General features: G+C 73.7%; 23 protein-coding genes. 9 read left to right on the top strand and 14 right to left on the bottom strand.

Annotation, left to right across the window (positions count from 1 at the left end; translation table 11 throughout):
- The first annotated feature begins 49 nt into the window (after positions 1-49).
- Both add and BLS56_RS00325 read left to right on the top strand, forming a co-directional pair.
- Entirely contained in the window at positions 50-1030 is a 981-nt protein-coding gene (gene add / locus BLS56_RS00330) for an adenosine deaminase (RefSeq protein ID WP_091446852.1), read from the top strand.
- A 105-nt stretch (positions 1031-1135) separates the two neighbouring features.
- The gene (locus BLS56_RS00325; RefSeq protein ID WP_091446849.1) at positions 1136-1408 is read left to right on the top strand and encodes a hypothetical protein; all 273 of its coding nucleotides are present in this window, start codon (positions 1136-1138) and stop codon (positions 1406-1408) included.
- 157 nt (positions 1409-1565) lie between these two features.
- On the opposite strand, the gene BLS56_RS00320 is transcribed toward BLS56_RS00325, so the two are convergent.
- Together BLS56_RS00320 and BLS56_RS00315 are read right to left on the bottom strand one after the other, a co-directional pair.
- The gene (locus BLS56_RS00320; protein WP_091446846.1) at positions 1566-2087 is read right to left on the bottom strand and encodes a DinB family protein; all 522 of its coding nucleotides are present in this window, start codon (positions 2085-2087) and stop codon (positions 1566-1568) included.
- 9 nt (positions 2088-2096) lie between these two features.
- Positions 2097-3047: an SRPBCC domain-containing protein gene (locus BLS56_RS00315; RefSeq protein WP_091446843.1), complete on the bottom strand. Its 951-nt coding sequence runs from the start codon at positions 3045-3047 to the stop codon at positions 2097-2099.
- An 86-nt stretch (positions 3048-3133) separates the two neighbouring features.
- Between BLS56_RS00315 and BLS56_RS00310 the strand changes: the two genes are divergently transcribed.
- From BLS56_RS00310 to BLS56_RS00295, 4 genes are all read left to right on the top strand, one after another.
- Positions 3134-3796 carry an O-methyltransferase gene (locus BLS56_RS00310; protein WP_091448639.1) on the top strand — a complete coding sequence of 221 codons (663 nt, stop codon included), beginning with the start codon at positions 3134-3136 and terminating at the stop codon, positions 3794-3796.
- A 53-nt stretch (positions 3797-3849) separates the two neighbouring features.
- Positions 3850-4815, top strand: coding sequence for a helix-turn-helix transcriptional regulator (locus tag BLS56_RS00305; RefSeq protein WP_091446840.1), 966 nt, complete (start codon positions 3850-3852; stop codon positions 4813-4815).
- 120 nt (positions 4816-4935) lie between these two features.
- Positions 4936-5847, top strand: a complete 912-nt coding sequence (locus BLS56_RS00300) for a sucrase ferredoxin (protein WP_228771249.1) — start codon at positions 4936-4938, stop codon at positions 5845-5847.
- Positions 5848-5910: 63 nt separating this feature from the next.
- The gene (locus tag BLS56_RS00295) at positions 5911-7005 is read left to right on the top strand and encodes a DNA glycosylase AlkZ-like family protein (RefSeq protein ID WP_091446838.1); all 1095 of its coding nucleotides are present in this window, start codon (positions 5911-5913) and stop codon (positions 7003-7005) included.
- An 83-nt stretch (positions 7006-7088) separates the two neighbouring features.
- Here the strand turns inward: BLS56_RS00295 and BLS56_RS00290 are convergent, their stop codons facing one another.
- The 3 genes from BLS56_RS00290 to BLS56_RS00280 form a co-directional block, all read right to left on the bottom strand.
- Positions 7089-8207: an SPFH domain-containing protein gene (locus tag BLS56_RS00290; RefSeq protein WP_091446836.1), complete on the bottom strand. Its 1119-nt coding sequence runs from the start codon at positions 8205-8207 to the stop codon at positions 7089-7091.
- Between the two features lie 28 nt (positions 8208-8235).
- A complete protein-coding gene (locus BLS56_RS00285) occupies positions 8236-8664 on the bottom strand; it encodes an NfeD family protein (RefSeq protein WP_091446834.1) in 429 nt (142 codons plus the stop codon).
- A gap of 70 nt (positions 8665-8734) precedes the next feature.
- Positions 8735-9562 carry a DUF3097 domain-containing protein gene (locus tag BLS56_RS00280; protein WP_175482584.1) on the bottom strand — a complete coding sequence of 276 codons (828 nt, stop codon included), beginning with the start codon at positions 9560-9562 and terminating at the stop codon, positions 8735-8737.
- A gap of 145 nt (positions 9563-9707) precedes the next feature.
- On the opposite strand from BLS56_RS00280, the gene BLS56_RS30285 reads away from it, so the two are divergent.
- Positions 9708-10487, top strand: coding sequence for a VOC family protein (locus BLS56_RS30285; protein ID WP_175482583.1), 780 nt, complete (start codon positions 9708-9710; stop codon positions 10485-10487).
- A gap of 150 nt (positions 10488-10637) precedes the next feature.
- On the opposite strand, the gene BLS56_RS00265 is transcribed toward BLS56_RS30285, so the two are convergent.
- From BLS56_RS00265 to BLS56_RS00255, 3 genes are read right to left on the bottom strand one after another with little or no spacing between them, the layout of a single operon-like run.
- A complete protein-coding gene (locus BLS56_RS00265) occupies positions 10638-11582 on the bottom strand; it encodes an MBL fold metallo-hydrolase (protein WP_228771248.1) in 945 nt (314 codons plus the stop codon).
- 22 nt (positions 11583-11604) lie between these two features.
- The gene (locus BLS56_RS00260; RefSeq protein WP_091446826.1) at positions 11605-12399 is read right to left on the bottom strand and encodes an SCO1664 family protein; all 795 of its coding nucleotides are present in this window, start codon (positions 12397-12399) and stop codon (positions 11605-11607) included.
- Positions 12400-12404: 5 nt separating this feature from the next.
- Entirely contained in the window at positions 12405-12971 is a 567-nt protein-coding gene (locus tag BLS56_RS00255) for a DUF3090 domain-containing protein (protein ID WP_091446823.1), read from the bottom strand.
- Positions 12972-13082: 111 nt separating this feature from the next.
- Here BLS56_RS00255 and BLS56_RS00250 point away from each other — a divergent pair, with 111 nt between their 5' ends.
- Together BLS56_RS00250 and BLS56_RS00245 are read left to right on the top strand one after the other, a co-directional pair.
- Positions 13083-15029 carry a S9 family peptidase gene (locus tag BLS56_RS00250; protein WP_091446821.1) on the top strand — a complete coding sequence of 649 codons (1947 nt, stop codon included), beginning with the start codon at positions 13083-13085 and terminating at the stop codon, positions 15027-15029.
- A complete protein-coding gene (locus BLS56_RS00245) occupies positions 15026-15943 on the top strand; it encodes a S66 peptidase family protein (protein ID WP_091446818.1) in 918 nt (305 codons plus the stop codon). The genes BLS56_RS00250 and BLS56_RS00245 overlap by 4 nt, the downstream gene beginning before the upstream one ends.
- A 13-nt stretch (positions 15944-15956) precedes the next feature.
- Here BLS56_RS00245 and BLS56_RS00240 read toward each other — a convergent pair whose 3' ends face one another.
- The 6 genes from BLS56_RS00240 to BLS56_RS00215 form a co-directional block, all read right to left on the bottom strand.
- Positions 15957-16643 carry an MBL fold metallo-hydrolase gene (locus BLS56_RS00240; RefSeq protein WP_228771247.1) on the bottom strand — a complete coding sequence of 229 codons (687 nt, stop codon included), beginning with the start codon at positions 16641-16643 and terminating at the stop codon, positions 15957-15959.
- 57 nt (positions 16644-16700) lie between these two features.
- The gene (mptB, locus tag BLS56_RS00235) at positions 16701-18284 is read right to left on the bottom strand and encodes a polyprenol phosphomannose-dependent alpha 1,6 mannosyltransferase MptB (RefSeq protein WP_175482582.1); all 1584 of its coding nucleotides are present in this window, start codon (positions 18282-18284) and stop codon (positions 16701-16703) included.
- A gap of 78 nt (positions 18285-18362) precedes the next feature.
- The gene (gene nikE, locus BLS56_RS00230) at positions 18363-20015 is read right to left on the bottom strand and encodes a nickel ABC transporter ATP-binding protein NikE (protein WP_091446815.1); all 1653 of its coding nucleotides are present in this window, start codon (positions 20013-20015) and stop codon (positions 18363-18365) included.
- Positions 20016-20858, bottom strand: a complete 843-nt coding sequence (locus BLS56_RS00225) for an ABC transporter permease (protein WP_091446813.1) — start codon at positions 20856-20858, stop codon at positions 20016-20018.
- Entirely contained in the window at positions 20855-21874 is a 1020-nt protein-coding gene (locus BLS56_RS31935) for an ABC transporter permease (RefSeq protein WP_407640466.1), read from the bottom strand. Before BLS56_RS31935 ends, BLS56_RS00225 begins: the two co-directional genes overlap by 4 nt.
- A 6-nt stretch (positions 21875-21880) precedes the next feature.
- Positions 21881-23680, bottom strand: coding sequence for an ABC transporter substrate-binding protein (locus BLS56_RS00215; RefSeq protein ID WP_228771246.1), 1800 nt, complete (start codon positions 23678-23680; stop codon positions 21881-21883).
- Positions 23681-23731: the final 51 nt, after the last annotated feature.

The raw sequence follows: 23731 nt of genomic DNA, 5'->3' as shown, positions 1-23731 counted from the left end.
TTTGAAAAACAAGGAGCGCGGGGAGCCTGGTACCTCTTACCATGGACGCATGGGGGATTTGGCACTGTTGCCGAAGGCGCATCTGCACGTGCATTTGGAAAGCACGGTGCGGTCGTCGACCTTGGTCGAGATCGGTGCTGCGAACGGGATCGCGGTTCCGCCCCAGGTGAGTCATGGGCCGTTTCGGTTTCGGGGGTTTCGGGAGTTCGCGGATCAGAACTCGCGGGTGCGGGACGTGCTGCGCGGGCCGGAGGACTTTCGGCGGATCGCGGTGGAGTTCTGCGCGGACGAGGCGGCGCAGGGCACCGGGTACGCGGAGGTGACGTTCACCGCGGCGTCGCATGGTGAGCGGCTGGGTGATCTGGAGATGCCGTTGGCCGCGGTGCTGGAGGGGTTGGCCGAGGGGCAGCGGCGGCACGGGATCGAGGTGCGGGTGCTGCTGGACCATTCGCGGCGCAAGCCGGTGGCGCGGTTGCGGCGGACGGTGGAGTTGGCGTCGCGGTTCGAGGGTGTGGTCGGGGTCGGGTTGGCCGGGGACGAGGCGTATCCGGCGGCGCCGTTCGCGGAGGTGTTGGCCGAGGCCCGGGAGGCGGGGTTGCGGTTGGTGCACCACGCGGGCGAGTGCGGTGGGCCGGAGAGTGTGCGGGAGGTGATCACCGTCGGCGGGGCCGAGCGGGTCGGGCACGGGTTTCGGGTGCTGGAGGACCCTGAGGTGGTCGCCGAGGTGCGGGACCGGGGGGTGCCGCTGGAGGTGTGCCCGTCGTCGAATGTGGCGTTGGGGCTGGTTCCGTCGTTGGCGGCGCATCCGCTGCCGCGGTTGTTGGCGGCGGGGCTGGTCGTCACGGTGAACACGGATGTGCCGAATGTGACCGGGCGGGGGCTCGCGGCGGAGTACGCGGCGCTGCGGGCGGCGTTCGGGTTGGACGACTCGGTGTTGGCCGGGTTGGCGCGGTCGTCGGTCGAGGCGTCGTTCGCCTCGGCGGGGACGAAGGCGCGGTTGTTGGCAGGTATTGGTTCGTGGTTGGGGTGAACTGGGGGAACGTGTGGGGTGGCCTGGGGGTATTCGGTCAGCTCGCGGTCAGTGGAGCCTGCTACCACATGGTGTGACCGTCACCACTGCACTGGGAGGGGCGAGATGACGGAGAACGAGAGGACGGCGTTGCGAGACGCCGCGCAGGGGGCGGTGCTGTTCCACAACGGGTTGTGGGGGGCGCCGATGGGATTTCTGTGGGCTGGTTCGGATGGTTCTCCCGCTGGGCGGTTGCCGCAGTGGGAGGAGGAGGCGCTGGCGCTGCTGGAGCGGCGTGGGCTGGTCGCCATCAGGCCGGGTGTGGGGACTCGGGACGTTCCGGTGCGGGCGACCGAGGCCGGGGAGCGGTTGTTGGGTGAGGTGAGGGCCGCTGCCTAGTGCTGTTCACAGCGGGCCTGGCGGTGTCCGCGGGAGGTCTTCTCGCCGGTGCTGTCAGGGCGTTGTGGGCCGGTCGCCGCACTGGTGTCGCCGCACTGGTGTCGCTGTGCTGCCGCGCCGTCTCGTCGGGTTTCCGGCGGGGCGGCGCGGGCGGGCGCTACTCCCCCACGTGGCCGTCGATGAGTTCGCGCAGGATGTCGAGGTGGCCGATGTGGCGGGCGGTTTCCTGGGTGACGTGGGCCAGGACCCAGCGCAGGGTGTGGGTGTCGTCGGCGCGGGCCGGGTCGTCGGGCCGCAGGCCAGCGATGGCTGATTCGGCGAGGTCCCATTCGACGCGGTAGGCGGCGGCGACGGCGGTGGGGGTGTCGGCCGGGGTGAGGCGCCATTCGGCGTCGGCGTCGTGCGGGTCCCAGAGGGCGGGCAGGGTGGCGCCGCCCGCGGTGCGGGTGAGCCAGTGCCGTTCGACGGCGGTGAGGTGTTTGAGGATGCCGGTCACGCTCATCAGCGGTGAGGTCGGCAGGGGTGTCTCGGTGGCCTGGGCTGGGCTCAGGCCCGCGGCTTTGGCGAGCGCGGTGGTGCGCAGGAAGGCCAGGAACTCCCACTGGAGGCGGAGTTCGTCGTGAGCGTCGGTGCGTGGCCAGGCGCGGTCCGTCGTCCGCGCCGACCCGATGATCGACATGGGCTCAGTTTACGGCATGGTCGCCTCGATCGTGTGACGGTAGCAGGCGTCCAGGTCGTCGTCGGGGGCGCCGGGGGTGGTGCCCATGAGTCGGGCGGCGAGGGCGCGGATGGCGGTGTGCCAGTGCACGAGGGCGGTGACGACGCGGTCTTCGGTGCCGTCTTCGGTGGGGCCATCGTGGGTGGGCAGGCCGTGGGTGGGCAGGCCGTGGGTGGGCAGGCCGTGGGTGGGCAGGCCGTGGGTGGGCAGGCGGTGGGTGAGCAGGCGGTGGGTGAGCAGCAGGCGGGCGCCGCCGGGGCCGGGGGTGAGGTCGATCTGGACGGTGTCGCCGGTGTCGTGGCGGGTGAGCAGGGTGTCGGGGGCGTTCTCGGTGACGGGGCGGCCGCCCGCCAGTGCGGCGAGGTGGGGCCAGACCTGGTCGGCGGGGACGGTGAGCTGGCGTTCGAAGCGGACCAGCCAGGTGTCGCCGTCGGGTTGGGCGGTGCCGTGCAGGAGGCCGAAGCGGGCGGTGTAGGTCTCGTGGGCGGCGGCCCAGTCGTAGTCGGGGGTGGGGGCGCCGTCGAGGTGGGCGGTGAGGGCGGCGAGGCAGCCTTCCCAGCCCGCGGCGAAACTGGCGGCGCCGGGGCGGTCGTCGAAGCGGTGGGTGAACACGAGCAGGCAGCCGTCGTCGGTGGGGCGCAGGTCGAAGCGGAGGTTCTCGCCTTGCCAGGTGAAGGCGAACAGGCGGGGCGGGTCGTAGTCGGTGATGACGCCGGAGCCGCCGTCGGTGCCGTCGTCGAAGGCGAAGGTGAAGGTGATGGGCGCTTCGGGGCGGCGTTCGCCGGTCAGGGTGGCGGGGAACCAGTGGGCGAGGTGGTCGGGTTCGGTGATGGCGCGCCAGACCTTGTCCGGTGGGTGGGCGAGGGCGCGGGTGAAGCGGAGCACGCAGCGGCCCGCGTCGGTGCGCAGTGTGGCGTCCATGGACGTTCCCTTCTCGGTGATTCTCCCTCGTCGAACATACCGATCGAAGTATATGCCCGTCAAGGAATGTAGGTAGGGTGGGGCAGGTGACCGAGACTCTGTGGACGACTGTCGACGACTACCTGTGCGCCGCGCTCCTGCCCGAGGACCCGATCCTGGACGCGGCGCTGCGACGCTGCGACGCGGCCGGGTTGCCGCCGATCGCGGTCGCTCCCAACCAGGGCAAGCTGCTCAACCTGCTGGCCAGGGTGCGCGGGGCGCGGCGGGTGCTGGAGATCGGCACGCTGGGCGGGTACAGCGCGATCTGGCTGGGGCGGGCGCTGCCGCCGCGGGGGCGGCTGGTGACGCTGGAGTTCGACCCGCGCCACGCCGAGGTGGCCAGGGAGAACCTGGCCGAGGCCGGGTTGGGCGGGATCGCCGAGGTGCGGGTGGGGGCGGCGCTGGAGACGCTGCCGACGCTGGTCGACGATGAGCCGTTCGACTTCGTGTTCATCGACGCGGACAAGCCCAACAACCCGCACTACTTCACATGGGCGTTGCGTCTGACCCGGCCGGGTGGGGTGATCGTGGTGGACAACGTGGTGCGCGGCGGCGCCATCGCCGACGCGGGCAGCGCCGATCCGGCGGTGGTGGGCACGCGGGCGCTCCACGAGCTGATCGCGGCCGAGCCGAGGGTGGAGGCCACGGCTGTCCAGACGGTCGGGGCGAAGGGGCACGACGGGTTCACCTTGATCCTGGTCACCGGGTAGACGGGCGGGCGTCGCGGACCGGAGCTGTCCGCGACGGCTGCGACACTGGGCCCATGTTGGAGACCTCGGCGCGGCTGCTGCGGCTGCTGTCGCTGTTGCAGACCCGCCGCGACTGGTCCGGCGCGGATCTGGCCGAGCGGCTGGGCGTGACCGACCGGACGGTGCGGCGCGACGTGGACAAGCTGCGCTCGCTGGGGTACCCGGTGCACGCGGTGACCGGGACCGCGGGCGGGTACCGGCTCGGGGCGGGTGCGGCGCTGCCGCCGCTGCTGCTCGACGACGAGGAGGCGGTGGCCGTCGCGGTGGGGTTGCGCACCGCGTCCAACGGGACGGTCGCGGGCATCGAGGAAACCTCGGTGCGGGCGCTGGCGAAGCTGGAGCAGGTGCTGCCCGCGCGGCTGCGCAACCGGGTCAACGCCCTGGGGTCGATGATGGTGCCGCTGCGCGGGCGCGGCCCCACGGTGGACGCGGGCACGCTCGCCGCCATCGCGGGAGCCTGCCGCGACCACGAGCGGCTGCGGTTCGACTACCGCGACCGCGACGGCGGGGAGAGCCTGCGCCAGGTCGAGCCGCTGCGCCTGGTGCACACCGGCCGCCGCTGGTACCTGGTGGCCTACGACCTCGACCGCGACGCCTGGCGCACGTTCCGCGTGGACCGGCTCGTCCCGCGCACCCCGACCGGGCCGCGGTTCGCGCCCCGCGACCCGCCCGACGAGGACCTGGCCGCCTACACCGCCTACGGGCTGTCCAACGCCGCCTACCGGCACCAGGCGGTGATCACCCTGCACCTGCCGCTGGACGAGGCCGCCGAGCACATCGGCCCGACCAACGGGGTCCTCGAAGCCCGCGACGAGCGGTCCTGCACGCTGCGGGCGGGCGCGAGTTCACTGGACGGGCTGGTCGTGTGGATCTCGCTGATCGGCTGCGAGTTCGAGGTCCAGGAGCCCCCGGAGCTGGCCGAGCGGATGACCGGGATCGCGGCCCGGCTCACCAGGGCGGCGCAGCGGTCCCGCCGCTGACCCGGGCGGCCTGGTCGGGCGCGTCCGCCCAGGACAGCCGGCGCGTGCGGTGGCCGGGTCGTGTTCGGTGACGCCCGGGTGCACACGAACGGCGGTACCGGGCGTGAGAGCCTTGTGGTGATGGTGACCACTCCCCCGGCGCTGCCCGGCGACGCCTGCTCCGTGCGCTCCCGCGCGCTCGACGAGCCCATGGCGGGCACCGCGGTGACGGCGGCGACCTGGCTGTGCGTGGAGCAACCCGGGCCGTGGGGCCGCGACGCGCCGCGGGAGAGCCACCTCGACACCGGTCTCGGCGCGGAACTCGCCGCCCGCGCGGCGGGGGCGGGGGTGCGGGTCGTGCTCATCCGCCGTCCCGGCGCGCATCCCGACCGGCACCGCCCCGCGCCCCGGCGGGTCTACCTCGCGCACACCGCGCCCGGGCGCGCGTTCCTGCGCCGGGAGGTCGTGACCGACCCCAAGCACCTGCTCGACCTGGACTTCGCCGCCGCGGGCGGGGGCGAGCCCGCCGGGTTCGGTGAGACGATCACCTGGCCGGTGCTGCTGGTGTGCACCAACGGGCGCCGCGACCTGTGCTGCGCCGTGCGCGGCAGGCCGGTCGCCGACGAGGTCGCGCTGACCCACGGCGACGCGGTCTGGGAGTCCAGCCACCTGGGCGGGCACCGGTTCGCCCCCACCGGTCTGCTGGTGCCCACCGGCTACGCCTACGGGGACCTCGACGCGGCCCGCGCCCGCGCGCTGCTGGCCTCGTCCGCGGTGGTGACCGACCGCTGCCGCGGCCGCTCCACCTGGCCCGCGGCGGGGCAGGCGGCCGAACTCGCGGTCCGGGAGCTCACCAACACCGTCCACCCCGACGTCCTGCGGGTGCGTGATCCCGAACTGGACGACGACGGGCACTGGCGGGTCGTGGTGTGGCATGTGGACGGGCGGGGGTGGCGGGTCACCGTGGCGGAGCGGGCCATGGGTGACCGGGTCCTCAGCTGCGGTGCCGCGCCGGGCGACCGGACCACGCACGTGGTCACCCGCATCGACTGAGCGCTTTTCGCCGGTGGGCATCTCGGTGCCGGTGTAGGTCCAGGCTTCGTCCACAATGGCGGCGTGGACCTCACCCGTGAGCGAGTGCTCGCCTACCGCGTCGCCCGGCACGGGCTGCACCGCGACACCGCCCGCGTCACGGACCTGGCGGTGCTCGACCTGGGAGTGCAGGACGGCGGCGCGCCGAGGGCCGCGCTGGCGGCGCGGCTGCCCGACGGCGCGGACCTCGACGACCCGGCGCTGGTGGTGGTGTGGGCGTTCCGCGGCGCGCCGCACCTGCTGCGGCGCGCGGACCTGCCGGAGTTGGCGGGGAGCCTGTGGCCGCGCTCGGACGCCGACGCGATCGCCCGGCTGGGCGGGTCCGGCACGAAGTTCAAGAAGGCGGGGATACCCGGGCTCACCGTGTTCGCCGGCGGGGCCCGCGCGCTGCGTGACGTGGTGGACCGGGAGAAGCCGCGCGGGCAGGTCAGCGCGGAGGTCACGGCCGCGTTGCCGCCGGAGTACTCCTACGACTGCCGGGTCTGCGCCGCCACCCACGTCTACGGGAGCCTGTTCCAGCTGGTCGGGCTGTTCGCCGGGGTGGAGGTGCGCGCCCAGACCCGGCCGACCACGCTGCGCCCGGTCGCCGACCGGTGCCCGGTGCCCGCCGAGTCGACCGGGGCGGGCCCGCTGGTCGAGGCCTACCTGCGGTTGCACGGGCCCAGCACCCTCGCCCACGCGGCGGGATTCCTGGACACCACGCAGGCGCAGGTCAAGCCGGTGTGGCCGGAGGGCCTGGTCGAGGTCCGGGTCGACGGCAAACCTTGCTACCTGGCCGAGGAGGACGTGCCCGCCCTGCTCGGCGCCCCACCCGCGGACCTGGTGCGGCTGCTGCCCCCGCACGACCCGCTGCTGCAACTGCGCGACCGCGACCTGCTCGTGCCCGACGAGGCCCGCCGCAAGCGGGTGTGGCGGATGATCGGCAACCCGGGGGCGCTCCTGGTCGGCGGGGAGGTCGCGGGCACCTGGCGCACCAAGACCGCAGGCCGCGCGTTGGCGGTGACCGTGGAGCCGTTCGCCCGCCTCGCCTCGGCGGCCCGGAAGGCCGTGGAGGATGAGGCGCAGCGGGTCGCGGTGGCCCGAGGGCACACCGAGGCCCGGGTGACGATCACCGCCTGACGGGAGTCCCCCGCGTGGGAAGGGCGTCCGCGGAAAAAAAAGGGCGCCATACCCGGTGATCGGGTATGGCGCCCTCGGACGCGTCAGGCGCCGGGGTTCAGCGGGCTTTCGACCTCTTTGCGGGCCACGGCCTCGGCCGCGCGCACGGCTTCCTCGATGCGCGGGTCGGTGGAGGTGTCGAACCAGTCCGCGATGGACGGGTCGTCTTGCTCCGGCTGGGAGGGCTGGATGTCCTCGGACGGCTCGTAGCGGAACACGCCGTCGTCGCCCTTGGCGCCGAGTTGGCGGGCGAAGCCCTCCAACGCCTTGCCGAAGTCGCTGGGGATCATCCAGACCTTGTTCGCGTCGCCCTGCGCCATCTGCGGCAGGGTCTGCAGGTACTGGTAGGCCAGGACTTCCGGGGTGGGGCGGCCCGCCTTGATCGCGGCGAACACCTTCTCGATGGCCTTGGCCTGGCCCTGGGCCTGCAGGTAACGGGCGGCGCGCTCACCCTGGGCCTTGAGGATGCGGGACTGGCGTTCGGCCTCCGCGGCCATGATGGTGGCCTGCTTCGCGCCCTCGGCGGCGAGGATCTGGCTCTGCTTCTGGCCTTCGGCGGTCTTGATCGCGGCCTCGCGCTGGCCCTCTGCGTTGAGGATGATGGCGCGCTTCTCCCGGTCTGCGCGCATCTGCTTCTCCATGGAGTCCTGAATGGACGGCGGCGGGTCGATCGCCTTGAGCTCCACCCTGGCCACCCGGATGCCCCACCGGCCGGTCTCGTCGTCGAGGACCCCGCGCAGCTGCCCGTTGATCTGGTCGCGGGAGGTCAGGGTCTCCTCCAGGCTCATCCCGCCGACCACGTTGCGCAGCGTCGTGGTGGTCAGCTGCTCCACCGCGATGATGTAGTTCGAGATCTCGTAGACCGCGGACCGGGAGTCGGTCACCTGGAAGTAGACGACCGTGTCGATCGAGACTGTCAGGTTGTCCTTGGTGATCACCGGCTGCGGCGGGAACGACACCACCTGCTCCCGCAGATCGATCCGGGCCCGGACCCGGTCGAAGAACGGCACCAGGAAGTTCAGCCCCGGCTCGGCGACGTTGCGGAACCGGCCCAGGCGCTCGATCACCGCGGACTGCGCCTGCGGGATCACCAGGATCGACTTCACCACGATCGTCAGGACGAACAACACCACCACGATCGTGACGATGAGTGTGACGCTCACGTGCCTTCCCTCCATTTCCGGTCGACTCTCATACCCGGTCCGCCCACACGACCGCGGTCGCCCCGGAAATCTCCATGACGGTGACGGTGGCCCCCGGTTCCAGCACCTGCGTCGCGTCGAGCGCGCGCGCCGACCACTCCTGCCCGTGCAGCCGCACCCGCCCGCCGGAGCCGTCCACTGTGGCCGTCACCACCGCCTGCGCCCCGACGAGCGCGGCGACGTTGTCGGCCACGCGCGGGGCGTTGACCCGCCGCTTGAGGGCCGGGCGGGCGACGGTGATCAGCCCGAGCGCGACCACCGCGAACACCAGCGCGCTGATCGCGGTGACACCGAAGAGCGCCTCGGCTCCCGCGCCCGCGAGCGCGGCGGCGCCGAGCATCAGCAGCACGAAATCCCCGGAGAGGACTTCGGCTGCGACGAGCGCGATCCCGCCGATCAACCAAATCAGGGCCGCCATAGGTCCATCGTGGCAGACCGCGCGGCCGGAAGTGGCCGAAAGCGGTCTACTCGTGACCCGCGGGGCGGTCTCAGTCGTCATCGGGGTCGGTGACGAAGTCGATCAGCCGTTCCACCGCGCCCACCAGTTGCGGCTCCAGGTCGCGGAACCCGGTCACCGCGGCCCGCACCCGCCGCCACCCGTCGGCCGGGTCGCCCCAGCCCAGGGCGGCGCACACACCGTCCTTCCAGGACACCCCGCGCGGCACCGGCGGCCACGCCGGGATGCCCACCGCGGCCGGTTTCACCGCCTGCCAGATGTCCACGTACGGGTGCCCGGTGACCAGCACCCGCTCGTCGCGCACCGCGGCCACGATCCTGGACTCCTTGCTGCCGTCGACCAGGTGGTCGACCAGCACGCCCAGTCGCCTGCCCGGCCCGGTCCCGAACTCCTCGACCCGCTCGGCGAGCCGGTCGACGCCGTCGAGCGGCTCCACGACCACGCCCTCGACGCGCAGGTCGTGCCCCCACACCCGCTCCACGAGTTCCGCGTCGTGGACGCCTTCGACCCAGATGCGGCTCTCCCGCGCCGTGCGCGCCCGCAGCCCCTCGACGCGCACCGACCCCGACGCCGACACCGCGGGCCGGGCTGGCGCAGCCGCCTGCGCGGGCCGCACCAGGGTCACCGGTCGGCCCTCCACGAGGAACCCGGCCGGGACCAGCGGGAACAGCCTGCGCCTGCCGTGCCGGTCCTCCAGCACCACCGAGGCGACCGCGCCCTTCTCGAACCCGACCACCGCACCGCAGAACCCGCTCGCCGGGTCCTCGGCCACCAAGCCGGGCTCGGCGACCACCTCCGGGATCTGCTTGCGCGGCTTACCGCTGGAGAGGACGTCGCGGCCGTAGTCGTGGGTGCGCACGGCCGCCACGCTAGCGAGGTCGCCCGACCGGGGCCCGCAGGCACGCCGTCGCCACGCGATCCGCGTGCGGGGTCTCGGCCACCGGGCAACGATGAGACGGCGGACCCCGTCCCCCGGGAGCCGCCGAGCACCCGCGGGAGGACACATGGCAGCCAAGACCCCCGTCCCGGAAAGCGCACTGGCCTGGCCGCCGACGCTGAGCCCCTACCTCGCGGTGGCCGACGCCCGCCGCGCCATCGACTGGTACACCGAGGTCTTCGACGGCCACCAGCGCGGCGAGGTCCACCTGATGCCCGACGGCGCGGTCGGGCACGCCGAGGTCGGCATCGGCGACGCCGTGCTGATGCTCGCCGAAGGCGGCGCGGGCGGCGTCCCGGTGGTCGCGCCGGACTCCCCCACCGTGTTCACCCACACCCTGCACGTCCAGGTGCCCGACGTCGACGCCACGTTCACCCGTGCTGTCGCGGGCGGAGCCACCGTCGAGCGCCCGCCCACCGACGAGGACTACGGCAGGGTCGCGGTCGTCGTAGACCCCTTCGGGCACCGCTGGCTGCTCAACACCCCGCCCGCGCGCGCCACCCGCCGCAGCGTCGGCGACGTCGCGTACGTGACCATGGTCGTCACCGACGCCGAGGCGGCCAAGGCGTTCTACGCCCACGTCCTGGGCTGGTCCTACCACCCGGGATCGACCCCCGGCGGGTGGGCCGTGGCCGACCACGACGGCCTGGGCCTCTACGGCGCGGGCCCCGACGCCACCGGGCAGGTCCAGCTCTGCTTCCGCACCGACGACATCGAGGCCGCCCTGGACCGCGTCCGCGAGCGCGGCGGCGAGACCGGCCCGGTGCGGCGCCAGCCCTACGGCTTCATCGCCGACTGCGTCGACCCCCTCGGCGCCGCGTTCCAACTGTGGGAAGCCGCCGGGTAGCGGTGCGCCCCGCGCCGAGGTGCTGCCGGGCGGGTTCTGGTAGGTGATGAAGGTGACGCCGACGGGGGCCCGCACGACCGGGGTGGACGTGGACGTGGGATAGCGGTTGGCGTTGGCCGCACTAGCTCCCCGGTGTGGTTTCCCACCGGGTCAGGAAAGCGGTGGGGGCCGCAGGACGCGGGTCTCGCCGACCGCGAGGTCCCACAGGTCCTCGGCCGGTCGCCCGGTGGCGGCCCACGCCGCGCGGACCCGGTCCAGCGGCTCGGCGACCGGCTCGCGGGTCAGCACGAATGTGCCCCAGTGCATCGACGCCAGCCGCCGCGCGCCCAGGTCGCCCAGGGCACGCACCGCCTCGTCGGGGTCCATGTGGACCGGCGACATGAACCAGCGCGGCTCGTACGCGCCGATCGGCAGCATCGCCACGTCGATGCCGGGGTAGCGGTCGCCGATCTCGGCGAACCAGTGCCCGTAGCCGGTGTCCCCGGCGTGGTACACGCGGACGCCCCCGGCGGTCATGACCCAGCCGCCCCACAGGGACGCGCAGGTGTCGCGCAGGCCGCGCCTGCTCCAGTGGTGGGCGGGCACGAAGTCGAACGCCACCCCGGCGACGGTCGCCGACTCCCACCAGTCGAACTCGACCACGCCGGTGAACCCGCGCCGGGCGAACCATTTCCCGGACCCGCCGGGCACCAGCAGCGGCGTGTCCCCCGGCAGCCGCCGCAGTGTCGGCAGGTCCAGGTGGTCGTAGTGGTTGTGGCTGATCACCACCGCGTCCACCCTCGGCAGCGACTCCCACGCCACCCCGGGCGGGGTGATCCGCCGCGGCGTCCCGGGGATGCGGTCGGACCACACCGGGTCGGCCAGCACGCACGCCCCGCCCATCCTGATCACATAGCTCGCGTGGCCCACCCAGGTCAGCGCGGCCTCGGCCGCGGCCACCTCGGGCAGCGCGGCCCGGGTCGCCGGGATGCGGTGCGCCTGGTCGGTCGGCCCGCGGAACCCGCCGGTCCGCAGCACCCGCACGACGTCGCCGACCCCGGGCAGCGGCGAGGTCAGCCGGTCGGCGAACGACGCGGGCCACACCCGGTCCGCCATCAAGACCCCACCCGCACGGCCATCAGAACGCGGGCCACGGGATCGGGCGGCCATCGGCGTCCGGGGTCGGGTACACCGGGGCGGCCAGCAGCGCCGCGGTCCGCGACCGCAGCGCGTCCACCTCGGCGCGGGTCAAATGCTCGGCCAGGTCCTCGGCCAGGTCGCCCTTGAGCGCGGCGTCGAGCGTGTGCAGCGCCGCCACCGCCTCGTCCGGCAGCGCCTCCCCCGCCCACCCCCACAGCACGGTGCGCAGCTTGTTCTCGCTGTGCAGGCAGATGCCGTGGTCCACCCCGTACACGCCGCCGTCGGTGCCGTGCAGGACGTGCCCGCCCTTGCGGTCGGCGTTGTTGAGGACCACGTCCAGCGCCGCCATCAGCGCCACGGCCGGGCTGTCGGAGTGCGCGAGGACCGCGGGCTCGCCGAACCGGTCGTGCGCGCGCAGGATCGGCCGCCACCCCGGGGGCAGGTCCTCGGGGGCGATCACGTCGACCAGGTCGTCGCCTTCCTTGGTCTCCACCCACAGCTGCACCATGCCCGGCCCGAACGGGCCCGGGCGCAGCACCGTCGGCGGGACCAGCGCCAGCCCCGCCGCCCGGGTCACCAGGTACGCCGAGACCTCCCGCCCGGCGAGGGTGCCATCGGGGAAATCCCACAGCGGGCGTTCCCCGCGGACCGGTTTGTAGACGCACTTCGCCGACACCCCGGCCGCCTCGATCTCGCAGAACAGGGTCGCGTTGGACGCGTCCACCAGCCTGCCCTCGACCTCGATGCTCCCGCGCAGCAGGAACTCCCCGGCGTCCGGGTCGGTGGGAAGCACGGGGCTCAGTCCTCTTCGCCGCGGCGGTACCCGTTCTGCCGGGGGCAGACGTGACCGGCCGGGTCGAGCGGCTCCGCGCACAGCGGGCACGGTTTGCGCCCGGCGTTGACGACCCGGTCGGCGCGCTCGGCGAACGCGCGGGCCTCGGTGGGCGAGAGGAACACCCGCACCGCGTCCGGCCCCTCCTCGGTGTCGTCGAGCACGACCGACTCGTCGACCTCGCCCTCGGTCGCGGCGAGCAACTCGATCACCACGGCGCGGGTCTCGGCGTCCCAGCCCAAGCCCATGGTGCCGACGCGGAACTCCTCCTCCACCGGCACCTGCAGCGGGTCGGCGTCGACGAGGTCGTCGGGCACGTCGGCGGGGATCTCCGCGCCGAAGCGGCGGTGGACCTCCTCCAACAGCGACCCGATGCGCTCGGCGAGCACCACGACCTGCTGTTTCTCGATGGTCACACTGACCGTGCGGGCGCTTTCGACAGCCTGCAGGTAGAACACTCGGTCACCGGGTTGCCCGACCGTGCCTGCTATGAAGCGGTCGGGCTGACGGAAGACGTGGATGACACGGGCCATGGCACCTCCGACCTTATGGGACATCGCCGGATCGAGCAGGCCTTACCCGCCGGTTTGCCGCACACGTCCACCGTATCGGGCCGCCCTCGCCCAGTCGGTAGGGTCCTGCTTGTGGTGAAGATCGCTTCATACGGTACCTGGGGTTCCCCGGTCGCCGCGGCTGATGTCGCCCAGGCGAGCAGCAGCCCCGCGTGGGTGACCCGGCACGCCTGCGGAGTGTGGTGGACGCAGGCCAAACCCGCCGAGGGCGGGCGGCTGGCGCTGACCCGCGACGACGGCCACGGCGCCCGGGAGGTGCTGGGCGCGCCGTGGAACGCCCGCAACCGGGTCCACGAGTACGGCGGGCGGCCCTACGCGCTGCTCGACACCCCCGACGGCGCCCGGGTCGCGTTCACCCACTGGGGTGACCAGCGGGTGTACCTGCTCGACCCGGACGAGGGCGACCCGGCCGCGATCAGCGCCGCCCCGGACCGCCCGCACGGAGTCCGCCACGCCGATCTGGTCGCCGGGCCCGCCGGGACGCAGGTGTGGTGCGTCCGCGAGACCGTGACCGGCGAGCGGCCCACCGACGTGCGCCGCGACCTGGTCGCGCTGCCCATCGACGGGGGGCCTGCCCGGGTGCTGGCCGCGAGCCACCACTTCATGACCGTGCCCAAGCCGAGCCCGGACGGCCGCCACGCGGCCTGGATCGGCTGGGAACACCCGAACATGCCGTGGGACGGGGCGGAGCTGTGCGTGGCGGAGATCCTGCGCGACGGCGCGTTCGGCCCGCACCGGGTGCTCGCGGGCGGGCCGCGGGAGGCGGTCTGCCAGGTCGAGTGGGAGTCGCCTGCGACGCTGCTGGCGCTGACCGACCCGGACGGCTGGTGGAACCTGCACCGGGTCGGCATCGACGGGACCGCGGTGAACCTGGCGCCGGGGCCGTGGGAGATCGGCGGCCCGCTGTGGCAGCTGGGCAAGCGGTGGTTCGCCGCCCTGGGCCGCGGCCGGTTCGCGGTGCTGCGCGGGCACCGGCTCGCGATCCTCGACGAGCGCACCGGCACCGTCACCGACGTCGACAGCGACTTCACCCGGTGGAGTGACCTGTCCGGGGGCGAGGACGGGGTGGTCACGGCGTGCGCGGCGGGCCCGTTCACCGACTGGACCGCGGTGCGGCTGGACCTGTCCACCGGGGACCTGACCGAGCTGAGCGCTCCCGCGCAGGGCCTGCCCGACCCCGCGTACCTGCCGGAGCCGGTCGCCCGGGTCTTCCAGAGCCCCGACGGCCGCGAGATCCCGGCCTACGTGTACCCGCCGACCAACCCCGACCACGCCGCCCCCGACGGGGAGCTGCCTCCGTACCTGGTGCACGTCCACGGCGGCCCGACCGGCCAGTTCTCCCCGGTGCTGGATCTGGAGTTCGTGTACTTCACCAGCCGCGGCTTCGGGGTGGTCGCGGTCGACTACGGCGGCTCCACCGGCTACGGGCGCGCGTTCCGCGAAGCCCTCGACGGGCAGTGGGGCGTGGTCGACGTGCGCGACTGCGCGACGGTGGCCGCGGCGCTGGCCGCCGAGGGGGTCGCGGACCCGGCGCGGCTGGCGGTGCGCGGCGGCAGCGCGGGCGGGTGGACCGCGGCGGCGTCGATGACCACGGTCGACACCTACGCCTGCGCCACGATCATGTTCCCCATCCTCGACCTGGAGGGCTGGACCAGCGAGGGCGCCGAGACCCACGACTTCGAGTCCCGCTACGTCGAGGGCCTGGTGGGGCCGCTGCCCGAGTTCCGCGACCGCTACCGCGACCGGTCCCCGGCCAACCACGTCGACCGGCTGACCGGCCCGGTGCTGCTGCTGCAGGGCCTCGACGACGAGATCTGCCCGCCCGAGCAGGCCGACCGGTTCGTCGCGGCCCTGGACGGCACCGGTGTCCCGCACGCGTACCTGACCTTCGAGGGCGAGCAGCACGGGTTCCGCAAGGCGGAGACGATCACCGCGGCGCACGAGGCCGAGCTGTCGTTCTACGGGCAGGTGTTCGGGTTCACCCCGCCAGGGGTGCCGGTGCTGGGGTTGCGCCGGTGACCCGGGCCCGGCCGGCGCGGCTGCGCCCGGGGGCGACGGTGGCGGTGGTGGCCCCCGCAGGCCCGGTCTCCCCCGCCCTGCTGGACACCGGGGTGGCGGTGCTGCGGTCGTGGGGCCTGACCGTCGAGGTCGCCCCGCATGTGCTCGACCGGCACCCGACCCTGCCCTACCTGGCCGGTGGTGACGCCGACCGCGCCGCGGACTTCCAGCGGGCGTGGTGCGATCCCCGCGTCGACGCGGTCGTCTGCGCGCGCGGCGGCTACGGCTCCCAGCGTGTCCTGGACCTGCTCGACTGGGACGCGATGGCCGCGGCGGGCCCGAAGGTGTTCGCCGGGTCCAGCGACGTCACCGCCCTGCACGAGGCGCTGGGCGCGACGCTGGGCGTGGCCACCCTGTTCGCCCCGATGATCGCGGGCGCCCTGTTCGACGCCGACGCCCAACGGCACCTGCGGGACACCCTGTTCGCCCCGGAGAGCGTCCAGCGGCTCATCGGCCCGGCCACCGCCACCGCCTGCCACGGCGTCGCCCGCGGGGTGACCGTGGGCGGGAACCTGACCCTGCTCGCCGCGTGCGTGGGCGCCGAGGGCGTCGCGCGGCCGCCGGACGGGGCGATCCTGCTGCTGGAGGACGTCGCGGAGCCGCCGTACCGGATCGACCGGATGCTGACCCAGTTGCTGCGGGCGGGCTGGTTCACCGGGATTTCGGGGATCGCGCTGGGTTCATGGGCCGACTGCGGGGACTTGGCGCAGGTGCACGACGTGGTCGCGGACCTGCTGGGCGGGCTGGGGGTGCCGATGGTGTGGGAACTCGGGTTCGGGCACTGCCCGGGGCAGCTGACCGTGCCGCTGGGTGTGGAAGCGGTCCTCGACGCCGACAACGGCACCCTGACCATGGCCGAACCGGCCCTGCGGTGACCCGGCCCGGGCTCTAGAGGTGGGCGGCCGCGGCGCGCAGGGCGGTGGCGGCGTCGCCGACGAGCGGGTCGCCGTGGCCGAAGCAGGCGATGTCGACGTCGAGGGCGGCCTGGCGGCGCATCGAGTCGGCGGCGCGGTCGGGGTCGAGGTTGAACACACCGAGGATGACCTGCCCGTCGGCGCGGGCGATGGTGTCGCCGCAGAAGAGGACGCCGTGGGCGGGCAAGTGGATCGCGATGCTGCCGTCGGTGTGGCCGGGCACCTCGATGACGTGGGCGCCGCCGCCGAAGTCGAGGGTGTCGCCGCCGTGGAGTTCCCGGTCGACCGGGCAGGGGGGCGCGGCGGGCACCCCGGGCACGATCCGGTCGTAGAGGTCCTGTTCCCAGGGCGTGGTGAGCACCGGGTCGCCGTGGCGGGTCTCGCCGCGGACGATGGGCGCGTCACGGTGGTGGGCGTGCACGGGCGCCCCGTGCCAGGACCGCACGTCGGCGGCTCCGCCCGTGTGGTCCTCGTGCCCGTGGGTGAGGACGACGCGGGTGATGGCGGCGGTGTCCAGCCCGGTTTCCCGGACGGCGGCGGCGATCGCGGCCCCTGACCCGGCGGCGCCGGTGTCGATCAGGGTGAGCGACGCCCCGTCCCGCCACAGGTAGGCCTGGCCCACCGGGAACCGCAGCATCGTCAGCCGTTCGGTGATCCGCATGTCCCCGACGGTAGGGGGCGCCGCGGCGGGCCGCCGCCGGTTTCGCTCAGGGGTGAGTCAGGCCTTGGCGGGGGCGGGGTCGACGGTGACCAGTTCTTCGCGGTCGCCGAACAGGCGCAGGGGGTCGTTGCGCAGGAGGGTGAAGCCGGCGAGGATCGACACGGCGACGGCCCCGGCGATGAACGGCCAGTTGTAGAGCAGGTCTTCCCCTGCCGGGGAGTAGGTCAGCACCAGGAACACCGCGGCGCTGACCAGGATCGCCAGCTGCCGTCGCTGCCAGGGCAGGGCGGCGGCGATGACGAAGCCCCAGGTCAGGTACCAGGGCAGGGTGGCCGGTGAGAGGACGGCGACGGCGAAGAGGATGAACGCCATGCGGCGGACCGCGTCGGACCCGCCGTGCCGCGACAGCCACCACTGGTGGATGCCGATGGTGAAGAACGCCAGGCCGCCGATGACGCGGGCGGTGTTGACGAACCAGCTCTTGTTGGCGTCGACGAACACGTCCACGAGGGTGTGCGCGATCTCGCCGACGCCGGTCGGGATGGACAGCCAGTTCACGATCATCGTGGGGGCCTGCAGGGCCTTGAACCAGCCGAGGTTGACCCCGGCGAGCAGGGTGGTCACCGCGAAGGTGACGACGAAGGTCGCGAACGCGGCGGCGACGGCGCGGGTGAAGTTCTTCCAGAACGTCGACTTCAGGTGCCCGGCCCACACCCACACCAGGAACGGCAGGGCGATGGCCGCGGTGGCCTTGACCGCGGCGCCGAGGGTGACCAGGGCGACGCCCAGGACGTGTTTGCGTTCCAGGACGCACAGGGTGCCCGCGGCGAGGAACCCGACCATGAGCAGGTCGTTGTGCGGGCCGCCGGTGAGGTGCACGACGGTCATCGGGCCCGCGACGGCCAGCCACAGGGTGGTGGGCAGGTGCCCGCCGAGGTGGCGGACGAGGCCGGGCAGCGCCCAGACCAGCAGCACCAGGCCGATCATGAGGACCAGGCGCATGAGGACGACGCCGAGGATCATGTTGGTGCCCGCGACGGCGGCGACGCCCTTGGCGAGCAGGATGAACATCGGCCCGTAGGGGGCGGGGGTGGTCTGCCAGAACGGGTGGACGTTCTGCACGACCTCCTGCAGGCCCAGCACGATCGGCCCGACCGCGTACGGGTCCTGCCCGTAGAGCGGCAGGGTGCCCTGGGCGATGTAGGAGAACACGTCGCGGGTGAAGATCGGCGGGGAGAACACCAGCGGCGCGATCCAGCACGCCGCGGCGACCAGCACCGGGCGGGACCCGACGCGTCCGGCGATGACGTGCCTGCCCAGCCGCACCCACGCCCACACCACCAGGGCGAAGCCGAGGTAGAGGGTGCCGGTGGCGAGCATCCGCCCGTGGCCGTAGCGGATCCACGACAGCGGTCCGTGTCCGAGGACGGGGTCGCTCACCAGGACGCCCGCGGCTCCGAAGGAGCTGAGCAGGATCAGCAGACTGCCCGCGGCGCCCAGCGCGATCGTGCGCACGGGCAGCGGACCAACCCGCTCGTCGGGCCGGTCGGTACGGCCGTCGACTGCGGATTCAACGTTCACTGCGTTCTCAGCGACCAAGGACTCTTCCACGTCTGGAGACGGATCTGTGGTGGTGGCCATCGTTGGATGAGATTACACAGGGGGTGTCCGACACTTTCGCGCAATGGTCGTTGCGGGCGGGTCGGGCGCCGCCGCGGGTCACCCTCCGGGCCGGTGGCCGAGGTGGTCAAGGGGGTCGCCGCGCTCACCGTGGCCGCCGTGGCCGCCGCGGCCGGGGTCGGGCAGCGCGGCCAGCAGTGACCGGGTGTAAGCGTGCTGGGGGTCGCCGAGCACGTCTTCGACGGGGCCCTGTTCGACGATGACGCCGCGGCGCATGACCGCGACCCGGTCGGCGATGTTCCAGGCCAGCCCGAGGTCGTGGGTGATGACCAGGGCGGCGAGCCCGAGTTCGGAGCGCAGCCGCAGCAGCAGGGCCAGGATCTCCCCGCGCACGGAGGCGTCCAGGGACGCGACCGGCTCGTCGGCGACCAGCAGCCGCGGCGCCAGCGCCAGCGCGCCCGCGATGACCACCCGCTGGCGCTGCCCGCCGGACAGCTCGTGCGGCAGGGCCCCGGCGTAGCGCTCGGGCGGGCGCAATTCGGCCGCGGCGAGCGCGGCGGCCACCAGGTCGGCCTCCGAGCCGGGGACGCGGTGGATGCGCAGGCCCTCGGCGACGGCATCGCCGACGGTGTGGCGGGGGTTCAGCGCGCTGGTGGGGTCCTGCAGGATCAGCTGCACCTGCCGCCGGTAGGCGCGCAGCCCTTTCCCCGTGGTCGGCAGGGGTTTCCCGGCGAACAGGACGCGCCCGGACCGCGGGCGTTGCAGGCCCAGGACGGCGCGGGCGAGGGTCGTCTTCCCCGAGCCGGACTGGCCGACGAGGGCGACGATCTCCCCGGCGCGCACGCTCAGGTCCACCCCGTCGACGGCGTCGACGGAGCCGAACCGCACCCGCAGGTCCTCGACCCGCAGCAGCTCCTCGCCCACCATGGCGGTCCCCGGTTCGGGTGATTTTCCGGAGGTGGCGGGGGCGTAGCGGTGGCGGGGGTCGCCGACGGTGGGGAACGCCGCGGCCAGCGCCCGGGTGTGCGGGTGGGCGGGGGCGGCGATGACCGCGCGGGCCGGTCCTTCCTCGACGATCTCCCCGTGGCGCATCACCGCGAGCCGTTCGCAGGTGGTGGCGAGCACGGACAGGTCGTGGCTGATCAGCAGCAGCCCGATGGCGCGCTCGGCGACCAGGCGGGTGAGCACGCCCAGGACCTGGGCCTGCACGACGACGTCGAGCGCGGTGGTCGGCTCGTCGGCGATGATCAGCTTCGGCTCGCAGGCCAGCGCCATGGCGATCATGACGCGCTGCTTCTGCCCGCCGGAGAGCTCGTGCGGGTAGGCGCCCGCGCGGTCCACCGGCAGCTCGACCTGCCGCAGCAGGGTCTCGACGCGGGCGCGGACCTGGGCGGGGCTGGTTTTGGGGGTGTGCAGGCGGATGGGCTCGGCGATCTGGTCACCGACGCGGTGCACGGGGTTGAGGGCGTGCATGGCGCCCTGGAACACCACCGACGCCCGCGCCCAGCGGACCGCGCGCAGCGTGCCCCACTTCATCGTGGCCACGTCCGCGCCGTCGAGCAGGATCTGCCCGTCGACCTGGGCGGCCGGGGGCAGCAGCCGCAGCACCGACAGCGCCAGGGTCGACTTGCCGCAGCCGGACTCCCCGGCCAGGCCGAGGGTCTGCCCGGCGTCGAGGGACAGGTCGACCCCGCGCACGGCGTGCTCCGCCGGGTAGCGCACGTGCAGGTCGCGCAGTTCGAGCAGGGTCATCTACGGCTCCCGCAGCCTGGGGTTGAGCACGGACTCCAGGGCGCGCCCGCACAGGGTGAACGCGAGCACCACCCCGGCGATGGCCAGCCCCGGCGGCACCAGGTACCACCAGGCGCCCGCGGTGACCGCGCCGCTGCCCGACGCCGCGCGCAGCATCGCCCCCCAGGACACCTCGGTGGGGTCGCCCAGCCCGAGGAACGACAGGGTGGACTCGGCGACGATGGCGGTGCCCACGGCCAGGGTGGTGTTGACGAACACCAGCGGCAGCACCCCGGGCAGCACGTGCCTGCCGATGACGTGCAGGTGCCCGCCGCCCAGGGCGCGGGAGCGCTCGATGTAGGGGCGGGCGGACACCGTCAGCGTCTGCGCGCGGACCAGCCGCGCCGCCGACGGCCAGGAGGTCAGGCCGATGGCGAGCACGATGGTGCCCACGCCGCGGTCCAGGACGGTGGACAGCGCGATCGCGAGCACCAGCGAGGGCAGCACGAGGAAGAAGTCGGTCACCCGCATCAGCGCCGCGGCTGCCAGGCCGCCGAAATGCCCGGCGACGAGCCCGACGACGGTGCCGATGGAGATCGACAGCAGCGTCGCGGACAGCCCGACCAGCAGCGACACCCGCGCCCCCCACAGGGTCAGCAGCAGCACCGAGCGCCCGTTCTCGTCGGTGCCCAGCCAGAACTGGCCGCTGGGCGGCTCCAGCCGCCCGCCGGTGGCCTTGGTGACCTCCAACCCCTGCGGGTCGGTGATCAGCGGCGCGAGGACCGCCAGCGCCACGATCAGGACCAGCGCGCCCAGCCCGACCAGGCCCGTCCGGTGCCGGGTGTACTCCCGCCAGGCGCTCACGAGGCACGCACCCGGGGGTCGAGGACCCGGTAGAGCAGGTCCGCGGCGAGGTTCATGACCACCACCGCGCCCGCCAGGACGATGAACGTGCCCTGCAGCAGCGGCAGGTCCGGCCCGCGCAGCGCCTCGTAGGTCAGCAGCCCCAGACCGGGCCAGGAGAACACCGTCTCCACGGTGATCGCCCCGGACACCACCAGCCCCAGGTGCAGGAACACCAGGGTGACGGTGGGCAGCAGCGCGTTGGGCACGGCGTGCCGTCGGCGGACCTGGTCGTCGCGCAGGCCCTTCGCGCGGGCGGTGAGCAGGTGGTCGGCGGTCATCTCCTCCACCAGCGAGGACCGCATGACCAGCTGGTACTGGGCGTAGACGACCGCGACCAGGGTGAGCACCGGCAGCACCATGTGGTGGGCGGTGTCCAGGGCCTGGGACAGGAAGTCCGGCGGGGTGTCGGGGTAGGTGATGCCGCCGGAGGGGAACAGCCCGCCGGTGGCCGAGAGCAGCAGCAGCCCCAGCCAGAACGTCGGCGCCGACCACAGGGTCAGCGCGATCCCGGTGGCGGCCTTGTCGAAGCGGCTGCCGCGCCGCCACGCCGACCGGGCGCCCAGCCACAGCCCCAGCGCCACCGCGAGGACCGTGCCGACGCCCACCAGCAGCAGCGTCGGGCCGATCCGCTCGCCGATCTTCTGGGTGACCGGCACGTTGAAGGTGTAGGACACGCCCAGGTCGCCGCGCAGGAGACCGCCGAGGTAGCGCAGGAACTGCTCGGGCAGCGGCCGGTCCAGGCCCAGGCGCGCCTGCAGTTCGGCGATCTGCTCGGCGCTGACCGGGCGGCCCCTGGTCATGGTCTGCACCGGGTCGCCGGGCAGCGCCCGGAACAGCAGGAAACCCAGCACCACGATCATGGCCACGCTCAGCAGCGCCCCGCCGACCTTGTTCAGCGCGTACCGGGCGGCCCCGCCGCCGCGCCGCGCCCGCGCGGGCGGCGGCTCCCCGGTCGGGGCCAGGACGTCAGACACCGGCCCTCACTCGCGCTCGTCGGCGGTGGACCGGCGGCGCCGGGCGAGCACCAGCGCCCCGGCGGCGGCCAGGACCAGCGCCCCGCCCACCACGCCGAGCACCACCCCCGTCGAGCGGCCCGCGCCGGTGGCCATCGCCACCGGGGTGGCGCTGTAGTACCCCCAGTACGACTGCTGGTTCATGATCACCCCGCCCGGGTCGGGCGAGACCTGGAACGGCGCGAACCGGTCCTTGCGGTAGGCCTCCAGCACGTTGTCGTAGCCCAGGATCACCATCGGCGCCTGCTCGTGCAGCACCCGCTGCATCCGCTTCACCAACTCGACCCGCTTGGCCCGGTCGAACTCCTGCGACTGCTGGGCGTAGAGCGCGTCGTAGACCGGGTCGCACAGGAAGCTGTCCGGCGTCGCGCCCTTGCCCTGGGCGTCTGGCCGCGCCGAACACGTCTGCAGCCGCAGGATGTAGTCCGGGTCCGGGTTGCCGTTCCACCCGCTGTAAGCCAGGTCGAACGTGCCCGCTGTGGTGGCCTCGTTGACCTTGGTGTCGGAGACCATCCGCACCTCGACCGCGATGCCCACCTCCCGCAGCCACTCCTTGACGAACGGCGCGGACTGCTCGTCGAAGTTCGTGCCCGCGTGACCCATCAGCCGAAACGCCAGCGGCCGCCCGCTGACCGGGTCCACCCGCACCCCGTCGCCGCCGCGCGCGTACCCGGCCGCGTCCAGCGCCGCGTTCGCCTTCCCCAGGTCGAACGGGCGCGCGAGCTCCGGCGGCGGCGACCAGTGGAACTCGGCGAACAGCGGCGGCACATACCCGCTGCCCGGCTCGGCGTACCCGCCCCACACCTTCTCCACCAGCGTCCGGGTGTCGACGGCCTGCGCGATCGCCCGCCGCAGCCTCGGGTCCCGCAGCGCGGGATGCCCGTCGCCGATCGGCGCCCCGGTGTCGTCGGCCGCGCCCGAGTTCATGATCAGCTCGTTGAACCGCTTGCCCTTGGCGTTGTTGCGCTCGACCGCGGGCTCACCGGCCAACCGGTCGAACTGCGCCGGGGTGAGCCGGTTGACCAGGTCCACCTCGCCGCTGAGCAGCGCCTGCACCGCGGCGTCGGAGTTCTTGTAGTACACGAAGTCCAGGTGGTCGATCTTCGGCGCGCCCCGCCAGTAGCTCTTGTTCGCCGTGAGCCGGGTGTACTGGCTCTCCTTGAACTCGGTGATCACGAACGGGCCGCTCGCGACCATCGGCAGCGCGGGCGGCGCGCCCACATCGGCGACCTTCGACCACACGTGCTCCGGCACGATCGGGATGTCCAGCGCCGTCATCGTCGCCTGCGGGGTCTTCGTCTTGACCACCAGCGTGCGATCGTCGACCGCGCTGACCGACTCCCACGACGCCACATAGTTCCCGTTGGCCGTGCGCGCCACCCCGTCGCGCAGCATCAGGTCGAAGGTGAACGCCGCGTCCCGGGCGGTGATCGGCGCCCCGTCGCTCCACCGCGCGCCAGCGCGGATCGTGAACGTCCAGGTGAGCTTGTCCGCCGAGGGCTCCCACCGCTCCGCCAACCCCGGCTCCGGGGCCAGGTCGTCCGCGCTCGCCGTGGTCAGCTGCTCGAAGTTCGCCCGCAGGATGTCAGTCCCCGTTCGGGTGATCGACAGGAACGGGTTGAGCGAATCCACCTCCTGGCTGACCGCCACCCGCAACGTGCTCCCCGACCGCGCCGCCGCCGGGGCCGCCGGGGCGCCCGCGGCCATGCCCGCCGACAGGGCCACCACCACGGCCACGCCGCCCAACCCCCATCGCCGCACCCGCACCGCGATCACCCCTTCCCCACGTGGTGGCAAGAAGTAACCACCCGGCCACGG

This window comes from Actinokineospora iranica (genome assembly GCF_900101685.1).
Taxonomy (GTDB): Bacteria; Actinomycetota; Actinomycetes; order Mycobacteriales; family Pseudonocardiaceae; genus Actinokineospora; species Actinokineospora iranica.
The sequence above is the reverse complement of the archived record's forward strand: the minus strand, read 5'-3'. Positions and strand labels throughout refer to the sequence as shown.